General features: G+C 74.4%; 13 protein-coding genes. 6 read left to right on the top strand and 7 right to left on the bottom strand.

The features are described from left to right. The first annotated feature begins 4 nt into the window (after nucleotides 1–4). From cbiE to cobA, 5 genes are read left to right on the top strand one after another with little or no spacing between them, the layout of a single operon-like run. Nucleotides 5–1,336: a precorrin-6y C5,15-methyltransferase (decarboxylating) subunit CbiE gene (cbiE, locus tag AB0C25_RS11365; protein WP_357372716.1), complete on the top strand. Its 1,332-nt coding sequence runs from the start codon at nucleotides 5–7 to the stop codon at nucleotides 1,334–1,336. After that, a complete protein-coding gene (gene cobJ / locus AB0C25_RS11360) occupies nucleotides 1,333–3,177 on the top strand; it encodes a precorrin-3B C(17)-methyltransferase (RefSeq protein ID WP_357372063.1) in 1,845 nt (614 codons plus the stop codon). The genes cbiE and cobJ overlap by 4 nt, the downstream gene beginning before the upstream one ends. Then, nucleotides 3,174–3,389 carry a 4Fe-4S binding protein gene (locus AB0C25_RS11355; protein ID WP_357372061.1) on the top strand — a complete coding sequence of 72 codons (216 nt, stop codon included), beginning with the start codon at nucleotides 3,174–3,176 and terminating at the stop codon, nucleotides 3,387–3,389. Before cobJ ends, AB0C25_RS11355 begins: the two co-directional genes overlap by 4 nt. Then, entirely contained in the window at nucleotides 3,386–3,982 is a 597-nt protein-coding gene (locus AB0C25_RS11350) for a precorrin-8X methylmutase (protein ID WP_357372059.1), read from the top strand. The genes AB0C25_RS11355 and AB0C25_RS11350 overlap by 4 nt, the downstream gene beginning before the upstream one ends. Beyond that, a complete protein-coding gene (cobA, locus tag AB0C25_RS11345; protein WP_357372057.1) occupies nucleotides 3,979–5,766 on the top strand; it encodes a uroporphyrinogen-III C-methyltransferase in 1,788 nt (595 codons plus the stop codon). The genes AB0C25_RS11350 and cobA overlap by 4 nt, the downstream gene beginning before the upstream one ends. A 3-nt stretch (nucleotides 5,767–5,769) precedes the next feature. On the opposite strand, the gene AB0C25_RS11340 is transcribed toward cobA, so the two are convergent. From AB0C25_RS11340 to AB0C25_RS11310, 7 genes are all read right to left on the bottom strand, one after another. Beyond that, complete coding sequence (locus tag AB0C25_RS11340) at nucleotides 5,770–7,926, bottom strand: FtsX-like permease family protein (RefSeq protein WP_357372055.1); 2,157 nt, start codon at nucleotides 7,924–7,926, stop codon at nucleotides 5,770–5,772. Then, nucleotides 7,923–8,603: an ABC transporter ATP-binding protein gene (locus AB0C25_RS11335; protein WP_357372053.1), complete on the bottom strand. Its 681-nt coding sequence runs from the start codon at nucleotides 8,601–8,603 to the stop codon at nucleotides 7,923–7,925. The genes AB0C25_RS11340 and AB0C25_RS11335 overlap by 4 nt, the downstream gene beginning before the upstream one ends. After that, the gene (locus AB0C25_RS11330; RefSeq protein WP_357372051.1) at nucleotides 8,600–9,124 is read right to left on the bottom strand and encodes a PadR family transcriptional regulator; all 525 of its coding nucleotides are present in this window, start codon (nucleotides 9,122–9,124) and stop codon (nucleotides 8,600–8,602) included. Before AB0C25_RS11330 ends, AB0C25_RS11335 begins: the two co-directional genes overlap by 4 nt. 78 nt (nucleotides 9,125–9,202) lie before the next feature. Continuing rightward, on the bottom strand, nucleotides 9,203–9,565 hold the full coding sequence (gene crcB / locus AB0C25_RS11325) for a fluoride efflux transporter CrcB (protein WP_357372049.1): 363 nt from the start codon (nucleotides 9,563–9,565) through the stop codon (nucleotides 9,203–9,205). Next, nucleotides 9,562–10,038 (bottom strand): CrcB family protein, encoded by a 477-nt coding sequence (locus AB0C25_RS11320; RefSeq protein WP_357372047.1) that lies wholly within the window; start codon nucleotides 10,036–10,038, stop codon nucleotides 9,562–9,564. The genes crcB and AB0C25_RS11320 overlap by 4 nt, the downstream gene beginning before the upstream one ends. 114 nt (nucleotides 10,039–10,152) lie before the next feature. Next, nucleotides 10,153–10,911 (bottom strand): class I SAM-dependent methyltransferase, encoded by a 759-nt coding sequence (locus tag AB0C25_RS11315; protein ID WP_357372045.1) that lies wholly within the window; start codon nucleotides 10,909–10,911, stop codon nucleotides 10,153–10,155. Nucleotides 10,912–11,053: 142 nt separating this feature from the next. After that, nucleotides 11,054–12,274 (bottom strand): MFS transporter, encoded by a 1,221-nt coding sequence (locus AB0C25_RS11310; RefSeq protein WP_357372043.1) that lies wholly within the window; start codon nucleotides 12,272–12,274, stop codon nucleotides 11,054–11,056. Between the two features lie 136 nt (nucleotides 12,275–12,410). Here AB0C25_RS11310 and AB0C25_RS11305 point away from each other — a divergent pair, with 136 nt between their 5' ends. Further along, the gene (locus tag AB0C25_RS11305; RefSeq protein WP_357372041.1) at nucleotides 12,411–12,860 is read left to right on the top strand and encodes a MarR family transcriptional regulator; all 450 of its coding nucleotides are present in this window, start codon (nucleotides 12,411–12,413) and stop codon (nucleotides 12,858–12,860) included. Nucleotides 12,861–12,937: the final 77 nt, after the last annotated feature.

Genomic DNA, 12,937 nt, shown 5'->3' with positions numbered 1-12,937 from the left:
GCGGATGGTTGCGGGGGCCTCGGTGACGCCTGGGGCGTCGGCGGCCCCGGCGAACGCCGTGACCGTGGTCGGCCTGGACGCTGCCGGCGCACCGGCACACCCCGCCCTCGGACCGGTGCTGGCCGCCGCCGGGCTTGTCGTCGGGGCTGCGCGGCACCTGGCCGCGGTGCCCGTACCGGCCGGCGCGGACACCGTCACCCTCGGGCCACTCGCCCCCGCCCTGGACCGGTTGGCCGAGGCCGTCGCCGCCGGGGTGCCGGCCGTGGTGCTGGCCAGCGGGGACCCCGGCCTGTTCGGCATCGTCCGGCGGCTGCGCGCGGCCGGGCTGCCGCTGCGGGTGGTGCCGGCGGTGTCCAGTGTGGCCGCCGCGTTCGCCCGCGCCGGCCTGCCCTGGGACGGCGCCGCCGTGGTCACCGCGCACGGCCGCGACCCGCGCCCGGCCCTGAACGCCTGCCGGGCGCTGCCGCTGGTCGCGGTGCTGACCGCGCCCGGCGCCGGTGCCACCGAGCTGGGCGAGGGCCTGATCGGCTGGTCCCGCCGCCTACTTGTCGCCGAGCACCTGGGCACCGACGCCGAACGGATCCGCGCGGTGACTCCCGAACAGGCCGCCGCCGAGACCTGGGCCGACCCGCACGTCCTGCTCAGCCTCGCCGCAGCCGACCCGGCCGACCGCCCCGACGCCGCATCCGACCGTGCCGACGCCGTGCCCGACCCGGCCGACGCCGCACCTGATCGGTTCGTGCTCGGGGGGATGCGTGCCGACAACCAGCCGGCCGCCGCCCCGGCCGAGGGCTGGGCGTTGCCGGAGAGCCGGTACGCCCACCGCGACTCCATGATCACCAAGTCGGAGGTGCGCGCCCTCGTCGTCGCCCGGCTCCGCCCCCGACTGGGCCGGCTGGTGTGGGACATCGGCGCGGGCAGCGGCTCGGTCGGCATCGAGTGCGCGCTGCTCGGCGCGGCCGTGCTCGCCGTCGAACAGGACGCCGACGCCTGCGCGACCATCCGGGCCAACGCGAGGGCGCACGCGGTGGACGTGCGGATCGTCACCGGTCGAGCCCCGCAGGCGCTGGTCGGCCTGCCCGAGCCGGACGCGGTCTTCGTCGGTGGCGGCGGGGTCGACGTCCTCGCCGCCGTGGTGGCCCGCCGACCCGAGCGGGTGGTGCTCACCCTGGCCGCCCTGGACCGGGTCGCCCCGGCCGTGGGTCTGCTGCGCGCCGCCGGTTACCCGGTCGAGGGCGCTCAGCTCTCCGCCGCCCGCCTCGCCGACCTGCCCGGTGGGTCGATCCGCCTCGCGGCCACCAACCCGGTGGTCGTCCTCACCGGGGAGCGCCCGTGAACCACCCGAACCCGCCCGCGCACATCGGGCTGGTGGCGGCCACCGCCGCCGGCCGTCGACACGCGCACACCGTCGCCGCCGCCTGGCCACACGCGCGTCTGGTGGAGGGGGAGAGCGTCACCGACGCGCTGCGGACCGCCTGGGTGGAGTGCGACGCGGTGGTCGCGTTCCTGGCCACCGGCGCGGTGGTGCGGATCCTCGCGCCGCTGCTCACCGACAAGCGCAGCGACCCGGCCGTGGTGGTCGTCGACGAGGCGGCCCGGCACGCCGTGGCACTGCTGGGCGGGCACGCCGGCGGCGGCAACGACCTCGCCGAGCAGGTCGGCGCCCTGCTGGACGCCCGCCCGGTGATCACCACCGCCACCGACACGGTCGGCCTGCCGGGGCTGGACACCCTCGGCTGGCCCGTGCAGGGCGCGGTCGCCGCGGTGTCCCGGGCCATCCTGGACGGCGAACCGGTCCACCTGTTCGCCGACGCCCACTGGCCGCTGCCCGCCCTGCCCCCGAATGTCCACCCACAGCCCCTCGGCACGGGGATCGGGGCCGACAGCGCCGACAGCGCCGATACCGCCGACAGCGCCGATACCGCCGACAGCGCCGATACCGCCGACAGCGCCGATACCGCCGATACCGCCGGCACCGACGAGGCGGCGGGTGCCGGTTACCGGCTGCTGGTCACCGATCGGGTGGTGCCGCTGGACGGGCGGACCGCCGTGCTGCGACCACCGTCGCTTGTCGCCGGGGTCGGGGCGAGTCGGGGCGTACCGGCCGCCGAGGTGGCGGAGCTGCTGCACCGGGTGCTGGCCGAGGCCGGCCTCGACCCGGCGAGCCTGCGCTGCCTGGCCACCGCCGACATCAAGGCCGACGAGGCGGGCATCCGCAGCACCGTCGACGCGCTCGGCGTACCCCTGGTGACCTGGCCGGCGACGCGGCTGGCCACTGTCGACGTGCCGCATCCCAGCGAGGTGGTCCGCGCCGCCGTCGGCACGCCGAGCGTCGCGGAGGCCGCAGCGCTGCTCGGCCCGGCGGGCCGGCCGGAGGACGCCACGCTGCTGGTGGGCAAGACCGCGACGGCGATGGCCACCGTGGCGGTGGCCCGGCACGCGCCACGCGGCCGGCTCGCCGTCGTCGGGCTCGGACCCGGCGCCGCCGACCTGCGCACCCCTCGCGCGGTGGCCGAGCTGCGTCGCGCGGCCGTGGTGGTCGGCCTGGACCAGTACCTCGACCAGGTTCGCGACGTGCTCCGACCGGGCACCCGGGTGCTGTCCAGCGGGCTGGGCGCGGAGGAGGCGCGGGCCCGTGCCGCCGTCGCCGAGGCCGTCGCCGGTCGGGCGGTCGCGCTGATCGGCTCCGGCGACGCCGGGGTGTACGCGATGGCCAGTCCGGCCCTGGAGTACGCCGACGAGCGCATCGACGTGGTGGGCGTGCCCGGGGTGACCGCGGCGCTGGCCGCCGGCGCGCTGCTCGGCGCGCCCCTCGGCCACGACCACGCCTACGTGAGCCTGTCCGACCTGCACACCCCGTGGGAGGTCATCGAGCGGCGGGTGACCGCGGCGGCCGAGGGTGACTTCGTGACGCTGTTCTACAACCCGCGCAGCCGCGCCCGGGACTGGCAGCTCGGCAAGGCGCTCGGCATCCTCGCCGGCCACCGGCCACCGGACACCCCGGTCGGGGTGGTCCGCAACGCCAGCCGCCCCGGCGAACGGGTCCACCTGGCGACCCTGGCCACCCTCGACCCGACCGTCGTCGACATGTACAGCGTGGTGGTGGTCGGCAACAGCGACACGAGGCTGGTCGCCGGCCGGATGGTGACACCTCGGGGGTACCGGTGGCGCTCGTGACGATCGACGCCTGCCAGGGCTGCGGCGCGTGCCTGCTCACCTGCCCCACGCACGCGATCCGGCCGGTCGCCGGCGGCCTGACGGTCCGCGCCGACCGGTGCACGGGCTGCCTGGAGTGCCTGGAGATCTGCCCCGTCGACGCGATCCGCGTCGTCGCTGACCCTGACGCGATCCGCGTCGTCGAGCCCGACCCTGCTGGAGGAGCCCGATGAACCGGGTGGTGCATCCGATCGAGGTCGAGTCGTACCGCATCCTGCGCGAACGCGTCGACCTGTCGCACCTGCCGCCGCTGAGCCGCGCGGTGACCGAGCGGGTGGTGCACGCCAGCGCCGACCTCGCGTACGTCGACGAGCTGGTCTGCGACGAGGCCGCCCTGGAGTCGGGGCTGGCCGCGTTGCGCGCCGGGGCGCCCGTCGTCACCGACGTGGCGATGGTCGCCGCCGGCATCACCCGCGCCGGCCGGGAGTTGGTCTGCCCGGTCGCCGAGCCGGCCGCCGCCGAGCTGGGCCGCGCGGCCGGTATCACCCGTTCGGCGGCGGCCGTGCGGATCGCCCTCGACCGGGTCGGTCCGGGCGCGGTCTGGGTGGTCGGCTGCGCGCCGACCGCGCTCGTCGAACTGCTCACCCTGGACGCCGCGCCGGCGCTCGTCGTCGGCCTGCCGGTGGGCTTCGTGGGGGCCGCCGAGTCGAAGGCGGCGCTGCGGGCCAGCGGCCTGCCCGCCGTGTCGAACGTAGGGGAGAAGGGCGGCTCGGCGGTGGCCGCCGCCGCCCTCAACGCCCTGCTCTACATCGAGGAGAAGTCATGACCGGGTTGGTCATCGTCGGGCACGGCACGCGCAGCGCGGCCGGGGTCGACCAGTTCGCCGCCCTCGTCGAGCGGGTCCGCCGGCGCGGTGACACCGGCGACGTCGAGGGCGGTTTCATCGAGCTGTCCCGCCCGCCGCTGACCGACGCGGTCGGCGCGCTCGTCGCGCGCGGGCACCGGGCACTTGTGGCGCTGCCCCTGGTGCTCACCGCCGCCGGGCACGGCAAGGGCGACATCCCCGCCGCGATGGCGCGGGAACAGGAGCGGCACCCGGGGCTGACCTACCGCTACGGGCGTCCGCTCGGCCCGCACCCGCTGCTGCACGAGGCCCTCGAACAACGCATCGACGCGGCGCTGGCGGGCACCGACCGCATCGACGCGGCGCTGGCAGGCACCGACCGGGCCGGCGCGGCGCTGGCAGGCACCGATCGGGCCGGCGCGGCGCTGGCAGGCACCGATCGGGCCGGCGCGGCGCTGGCGGGTTCGGTTCCGGCGGACACGGCCGACCGGGCCGGCACGTGGGTCGCGTTGATCGGGCGGGGCTCCACCGACCCGGACGCCAACGCCGAGGTGGCCAAGGTGGCCCGGCTGCTCTGGGAGGGGCGCGGCTACGCCGGTGTCGAACCGGGCTTCGTCTCCCTGGCGCAACCATCGGTGCCGGCGGTGCTGGAGCGGCTGCGCCGCCTCGGCGCGCGGCGGATCGTCGTGGCGCCGTACTTCCTGTTCGCCGGGGTGCTGCCCGACCGGATCGTCGCCCAGTCGGCGGAGTTCGCCGCCGCCCACCCCGACCTGGACGTGCGGGTCGCCGAGGTGATCGGCGACTGCGACGCCCTCGCCGACCTGGTGCGGGAGCGCTACGCCGAGGCGCTGGGCGGCGACATCCGGATGAACTGCGACACCTGCGCGTACCGGGTGCTGATGCCCGGCTTCGCCGACAAGGTGGGCCGCCCGCAACGCCCGCACGACCACCCCGACGACCCGGTCGGTCACCACCATCACCACGGGCACGACCACGGCCAGCACCACGACCACGGCCAGCACCACGGCCACGGGTCGGTCGCGGTGGTCGGCGGAGGGCCGGGACCCGACGACCTGATCACGGTACGTGGAAAGGCCCTGCTCGACGCCGCCGACGTGGTGGTGGTCGACCGGCTCGCCCCGCAGGGGCTGCTCGCCGGACTGCGCCCCGACGTGTTGGTGGTGGACGCCGCGAAGGTGCCCCGCGGCCCGTCGATGGCCCAGGAGGCGATCAACGAGGCCCTGGTGACGCACGCGCGTGCCGGCCGCCGGGTGGTCCGGCTCAAGGGCGGCGACCCGTACGTCTTCGGACGCGGCCACGAGGAGGTGCAGGCCTGCGTGGCGGCCGGCGTGCCGGTGACCGTGGTCCCCGGGGTGAGCAGCGCCCTCGCCGCCCCGGCCCTCGCCGGCGTGCCGGTCACCCACCGGGGAGTGGCGCACGACGTCACGGTGGTCTCCGGGCACCTGCCCCCCGGGCACCCCGACTCGCTCGTCGACTGGGCGGCGCTGGCCCGGGCCCGGGGGACCGTCGTGCTCCTGATGGCCGTCGACACCATCGCCAAGATCGCCGCAGTGCTGATCGAGCACGGCCGCGCCCCGGAGACTCCGGTGCTCGCCGTGCAGGACGCCGGGCATCCCGGCCAGCGGTCCGTGCCGGCCCGGCTGGACGAGATCGGCGCGCTCGCCGCCCGGGAGGACATCGGTCCGCCGGCCGTCTTCGTCCTCGGCCCGGTGGTCGCACTCACGACCACCGGGCCGGCGGACTGACGGTTACTCGCTGCGGGCGGTCTCCGGGCCGGTGATGCGTTCCAGCAACGGCATGGTGCAGGCGATGATGCCGAGGCAGGCGGCCAGGCCGACGACGACGATCGCGTAGAAGCGCGGTCCCGGCGCGACGAGCGTGTAGTCCATCTGCGCCTTGAGGAACAGTTGCGCGGCAAGGAGACCCATGCCGGTGGCGACCGCGGCGACGGCGAGCATCGGTACGGCGCTCTCCAGCGCGACCACCCGGCGCAGGACGCGTACCGGAGCGCCGCTGAGGCGTAACAGGCTGAACGGTCGTCTGCGCTCGGTGAGACCGCCGATCACGCTGACGGCGAGGCTGCACCCGGCGAGGGCGAGGCTGGCGACGATGATGACGTTTGCCAGTTGTTCCCAGCCACGCAGGGTGTTGGCGAACTCCGACTCGAAGTCCCCGGGCACGTTCGGCGCCACCTGGAAGGCCGGGAAGGCGGCCTCGAGGACGGTGCGTGCACGTTCGACGGCGGCTGCCGATCCGTCCGTGTCGACGAGGATCGACATCACCGGCAGTCGTTGGAGATCGCCGAGCGGCACCGACGCGGAGGGCCAGACCCGGGCGGACGACGCCGACTCCCGGAAGGGGACGAGGCCCGTCGGCACCTCGGCGACGGTGACGCCCTCGGCGCACCGGCCGAACGCGCTCGGAATGTCGGCGCACGCGATCACGCCGGGCTCGCTGGTGTTCATCCAGTCCGGGTTCTCGCGGACCGCCGTCGCGGACCGTACGCCGTTGACCGAGCGCAGCTCGGTGAAGAGCGTGTCAGGCGTCGCCGGCGCATCGTCGGGCAGGTAGAGAGACACCTGTCCCGCCTCGGCCGACCCGACCGGGGCCGGACCGCGCTCGGCGACGATCGTGGTGATCACGCCGACGGCCACACTCGTGACGAAGAGCGCGAGCATGACGCCGCTGATCGCCCGGAAGCCGGCCCGCGGATTGTCGGCGAGCCGTCGCGCGGCGATGAGCGTGGCGGGTCGGTTGGCGTACCGGGCCAGGACCCGGGCGCCGACCATCGTCAGCCACGGGCCCGCGACGACCAGCCCGGCCATGATGAGCAGCAGGCCGGGCAGGAACACCGCCGTTTGGCCGTCGGAGGTCGGGGGTCGGAAGCCGAGCGCGAGCACCAGCACGCCGACGCCGAGCAGGAGTGGGATCAGCCGGTACGCGCGCGGTGCGCGTGGGGTGACCCGCCGGGTGACGCCCAGTGGCGAGATTCGTACCCGGCGCAGCGAGACGTGGGCCGCGATCGCCGCACCGGCGGGGACACCGAGCGCGACGAGCAGGGCGTCCAGCACACCCAGCGACATGTCGCTGGGGAAGAATGGCATGCCGGTGAACGGGATGCCCGCGAGCGGGCCGCGGAACGCGTAGAACAGCAGGAAACCGAGGGCGGTGCCGGCGCCGGCCGCGACGGCCGCCTCCACGGCGGCGACCACCGAGATCTGCTTCGGTGTCGCGCCGACCAGGCGCATCGCGGCGAAGCGCTGCTCGCGGCGGGCCGCGCTGAGCCGGGTGGCCGTACCGATGAAGATGAGCACCGGAAACAGCAGCCCGCCGGCGATCACGCCCAGGATCAGGTTGACGGTCGTCTCCGGCAGCGCGGGGGCGTCGCCGATTCGGGTGAGCTGTTCGGCGTTCGGCAGTGTGGCGACCTCGTCGGGAGTGCCGCCCATGATGACGAGCAGGGTGTCCGGCGAGGTCAGCGCGGCCGGCCCGACGCTGCCGAGGTCACGCCCCGGGTAGCGGTCACCCAGTTGATCGGCCGGGTGGGCGGCCAGCAGCCTCTGCAACGCGGGTGAGGCGTAGTACTCCCCAGGTCGGGGCGTGGTCGGGATCCCGACCGGGGTGGGTGCGCTCGGGCCGGTCGCGGCGACATCGATCCGGATGATCTGCTCGCCGTGGAAGTAGTCTTCCCGCGTCGACCACAGCAGGGGATCGGCGGCGCCGCCGGTCGAGGCGTTGGGATAGATCGCGGCGAACCGGGTGAGCTGGGCGTTTACCGCGTTGACCCCGGCCAGGGTGGTCAGCAGCAGCCCACTGCCGATCGCGACGGCGGCGGCGATGACGAGCAGGCGGGTGAGCGCCTCCCGGCCGCCGGCCACGGCGAGGCGGAGCCCGAAGCCGATCATGAGGCGATCCGGTCCGGCGCGTTCACGCGCCCGTCGCGGACCATGACCTCGCGGTCGGCGTACGCGGCGATCCGGGCCTCGTGGGTCACCAGGATGACAGTCGTGCCCTGCTCGCGGGCAGCGCTGACCAGCAGGTCCATCACCTGCTCGCCCGTCAGCGAGTCGAGCGCGCCGGTCGGTTCGTCGGCGAAGAGCACCTGCGGCTCGGCGACCAGGCCGCGGGCCAGGGCGACCCGTTGCGCCTGCCCGCCGGACAGCTCACCCGAGCGCCGATGCTCCAGGCCGTCCAGGCCCAGGCGCGCGAACCAGGCACTCGCCTTCGGCAGCGCCTGCTTGCGGTGTACGCCGCTGAGCAACAGCGGCAGGGCGACGTTCTCCACGGCGGTCAGTTCGGGGACGAGCTGACCGAACTGGAACACGAAACCGAAGCGGTCCCGGCGCAGGCTGCTGCGCTGGGTCTCGGTCATGGTGTCGATCCGGACCCCGTCGAAGAGGATCTCGCCGGAGTCGGGCACGAGGATGCCGGCCAGGCAGTGCAACAGGGTGGACTTGCCCGAGCCGCTGGGACCCATCACGGCGAGGATCTCGCCCGCCTCCACGGCGACGCTGGCGCCGCGCAGTGCGGGTGTCTGGCCGAAGGAGAACTCCACGTCGCGTGCTTCGATCACCACGCTCACGGCCGCACCTCCGTGCGCAGGGCGTCCAGCCGGGCGCTTGTCATCTCGATCCATCGGAGGTCCGCCTCCAGGTGGTAGAGGCCGTGGTCGGCCAGCAGCGCGTCGACCAGGCTGCCGGCGCGCTTGATCTCGGTGAGCTCGCGCATCCGGTGCAGGTGCGCGCTGCGCTGGGTGTCGAGGTATTCGTCGGCGGGACGTTCGAGCATCAGCGCGAGCACGACCTTGGCGAAGAGCACCGTCTGCAGGTGCGGCTCCGGATCGACCGGCTGGGTCAGCCACTGCTGGACCTCGGTCGCCCCCAGGTCGGTGATGACGTAGCGCTTGCGGTCGGGGCCGGAGCCGGGCGCGACGTCGCTGATCACCACCTTGCCGTCGCGGGCCAGGCGGCTGAGGGTGGAGTAGACCTGGCCGAACGGCAGTGGCTTGCCCCGGCCGAAGAAGGCGTCGTAGTCGCGCTTCAGGTCGTAGCCGTGGCTGGGCTCCCGTTCGAGGAGGCCGAGAAGGGTCAGTGGCACGCTCATGGGAGGAGAATACACCGAAGGTATACATCGCGTATATACGCCCGGTGCGTTCCCCGTTCAGGGCGCGATTTTCGCAGGTCAGCCGGTCAGGGCGCGGGCCAGGGCGTAGCCGGCGGTGGCCGCGGCCAGCCCGGCGGCGACGCTGCCCACGACATTGGCCAGCGCGAGGAGGCGGTGACCGCCCCGGGTCAGCCGCAGCGTCTCGTAGCTGAAGGTGGAGTAGGTGGTCAGCGCCCCGCAGAACCCGGTGCCGAGCAGCGCGGTGACCGCGGGGCCGCTCGGCCACCCGACGAGCACGCCGAGCAGTAGCGAGCCGACCACGTTGACGGTGAGCGTCCCCCAGGGAAACGCCGATTCGTGTCGGGACTGCACGGCCCGGTCGGCGAGGTAGCGCAACGGCGCCCCGACGGCCGCCCCCAGGGCGATGAGCAGCACGGTCACCGGGTCGCCCTCCGGACCAGGAGGGCAGTGGTGGCGGCGTCGCCCAGCCCGACCGCGACGAGCGCCCCGAGCAGTGTCGCCGCCAGGTACGCCAGCGCGGTGCCCGGCGCGCCCGCGACCAGCGCCTGCTGGATGTCGACCACGTAGGCGGAGAACGTGGTGAACCCGCCGAGCACCCCCACCCCGAGGAACGGGCGGGCCAGGGGGTGCCCACCGCCGAGGTGCCCGAGCGTCGCCATCAGCACCCCGATCAGCAGGCAACCGGACAGGTTGATGCCGAACGTCGCCCAGGGGAAACCGGTCGGCGGGTGCGGGGCGGCGTGTTGCAGGCCGGCCCGGGCCAGCGCACCGAGCACCCCGCCGGCCGCGATGGTGGCGAGAACCGTCGCGGGGCGTGCGGTCAGCTCGCGACGGTCGGCGGGGACGCGCAGGTCGACGTCGGGGTCGGTACGCGGCTCGAATGGTTCTGGCACGAGTGCTCAGCGTAGTGCCGGCGACGGCGGCATCTGGTGCACTGCCGGCGTTGGCGGCATCTGGTGCTCTGCCGGCGACGGCGGCATCGAGCGTGCCGCCCGGCGATGGCTGCGTCAGCGCACCGCCGCGACGGCGGCGTCCGGGCCGCCGCGCCACACCGTGCCGACCTCGCTGAACCCGGCTGCGGTGAGTGCGGCCAGGTGCCAGGAGACCGGCGGGTTCCACTCCGGGCTGTGCCCGGTCGGGTAGATGTCCTGCCGCTGGGTGACCAGCGGGGCCAGCGCCGGATCGGCCCCCGCCCGCTCCCACCAGCCCGACCAGGACAGCACCGCGCCGGCGGCGTACCGGGCGTTGCGCCGGTCCCGGGCCCGGTCCATCAGCCGCTTGGTCAGCTCCGGCAGGGTGTCGTCGGGCATGTGGTCGGCGTTGACGAAGACTCCGCCCGGGCGCAGCACGTCGCGCAGTTCGGCGTAGAGCTGCCCGAGCCGGTCGGCCGGCAGCCAGTGCAGGGCGGTGGCGGTGAGGACAGCGTCGTAGTCGCGGTGGGGGAGCGCGGCGCGCCACTCGGGGGTGCCGAGGTCGGTCGGGACGATGGTGGCCCGGTCGCCGAGCGTGGCCCCGGCGATGGCCAGCAGTGCCGGGTCGAGGTCCAGCAGGGTCACCTCGGCGTCGGGAAAGCGCGCCAGTGTCCGCAGCGAGATCGTGCCGGTGCCGCCGGCCAGGTCGAGCACGCGCGGCGGCCGTCCGTCGCGCACCGCGTCGACGGTGTCCAGCATGGTGGCGAACCGGTGTTCCCGGTCCGGCATGAATGCCTCCTGCTGACGATCCCAGCTCTCCTGCCAGGACCAGGGCTCCAAGATGTAAGGACTCATGGCAAGCAGGCTAGTTACGGACCGATCGCGTTGTCCAGACCTTGTTGCACATAACTTGCAATTGCGGGATGATGGCAGGGCGATGATCAGAGTGACGCGGGGCCGGGTGGATGCCCGGCCCCGCGTCCGCACGTCCGCCCGGTCAGGCCGCCGTGTCCACCAGGGCCGCGTCGCCCTTCGCCGGCTCCTGGCGGCGGGCCAGCCGCAGCGCTGCCAGCAGGACGCCCAGGCCGACCAGGGTGAGTGCCGCGCCGGCCCAGATCGGCGAGGTGTAGCCGAGTCCGGCGGCGATCGTCACCCCGCCGATCCACGCGCCCAGGGCGTTGCCGAGGTTGAACGCCGCGATGTTCGCCCCGGACGCCAGGGTCGGCGCCTGATGGGCGTAATGCATGATCCGCATCTGCAACGGCGGCACGGTGGCGAAGCCGAACCCACCCATCAGCACCAGCGCGACGATTGTCAGCACCGGGTTCGTGGCGGTCAGCGCGAAGCCGACGAGTACCACGGTGAGTACCGCCAGGACGGTGACCAGGGTGCGCGACAGTGACCTGTCCGCGGCCCGGCCGCCGAGCAGGTTGCCGACGAAGAGCCCCACGCCGAAGAGGACGAGCAGCCACGGCACGGTGCTGCTGGCGAAGCCGCTGACCTCGGTGAGCGTGTAGGCGATGTAGGTGAACGCGCCGAACATGCCGCCAAAGCCCAGGACCGTGATCACCAGCGACAACCAGACCTGCGAGTGGGTGAAGGCCCGCAACTCGCCGCGCAGCCCACCGGCCGGACGGTCGGCGTTCGCGGTGTCGCCGGCCGGGATGAGCAGGGCCAGCCCGATCAGCGCCACCACGCCGATCGCGGTGATCGCCCAGAACGTCGACCGCCAGCCGAAGTGCTGCCCGAGGAAGGTGCCGAAGGGCACGCCGAGCACGTTCGCGATGGTCAGACCGGCGAACATCATGGCGATGGCGCCCGCCCGGCGGGCCGGCGCGACCAGGCCGGCGGCCACCACGGCGCCGATGCCGAAGAACGCGCCGTGGCAGAGCGCGGCGACGATCCGGCCGGCCATCATCACGGCGTAGTCACCGGCGACGGCGGAGAGCAGGTTGCCGATGATGAACAGCACCATCAGACCCAGGAGCACCGGCTTGCGCGGCAGTCGGGTGACCGCCGCGGTGAGGGCCACCCCACCGACGGCCACGCTGAGCGCGTAGCCGGAGATCAGCCAGCCGGCCACCGGTTCGGTGACCGCGAAGTCGGCGGCAACCTCGGGCAGCAGCCCCATGATCACGAATTCGGTGAGCCCGATGCCGAAGGCGCCGATGGCCAGCGCGATCAGGCCGGGCGGCAGGGACTTGTGGCGTACGGACATGGTCTTCCCATCGGGGAGGCGGCAGATGCGCGGCGCGTGCAACTACACGCGTCAACAACGAAATACTTGCACGCGCCGGATGTCGGCGCAAGCGTGGTAGCCTGAGCCGTCGAGAGCACACCCGAGGAGGGCCGGCATGGGCATCGCCGACGACGCGGTCGAGATCCGCGCGCAGGGCTGGCGCACCCTCGCCGCCCTGCACGGGTTGATCGAGACATCCCTGGAACGGGCGTTGCAGGCCGGCCACGACCTGTCCGTCGTCGAGTACACGGTGCTCGACGCGCTCTCCCGCCAGGACGGCTGGCACATGCGGATGAGCCAGCTCGCCCGCGCCGCCGCGCTCTCCGGCAGCGCCACCACCCGGCTGGTCACCCGCCTCGAACAGCGGGGGCTGCTCACCCGCATCCTCTGCGCCGACGACCGGCGCGGGATCTACACCGAGCTGACGCCGGCCGGCTCCGAGCTGCTCGCCCAGACCCGCCCCACCCACGACCGGGTGCTCAGCGACGCGCTCGCCCAGGCGGAGGCCACCCCCGAGCTGGCTCCGCTGGTCGACGCCCTGCACCGGCTGCCGGCCACCCGCTGACCGCCCCGCCGGACCCGGCGACTGCGGGCGTACGGTACCCGCAGCCCCACCGGGACCGCCGCGCCAAGGAGGCAGCC

The sequence above is a fragment of the Micromonospora sp. NPDC048839 genome, assembly GCF_040649915.1.
Classification (GTDB): domain Bacteria; phylum Actinomycetota; class Actinomycetes; order Mycobacteriales; family Micromonosporaceae; genus Micromonospora.
The sequence above is the reverse complement of the archived record's forward strand: the minus strand, read 5'-3'. Positions and strand labels throughout refer to the sequence as shown.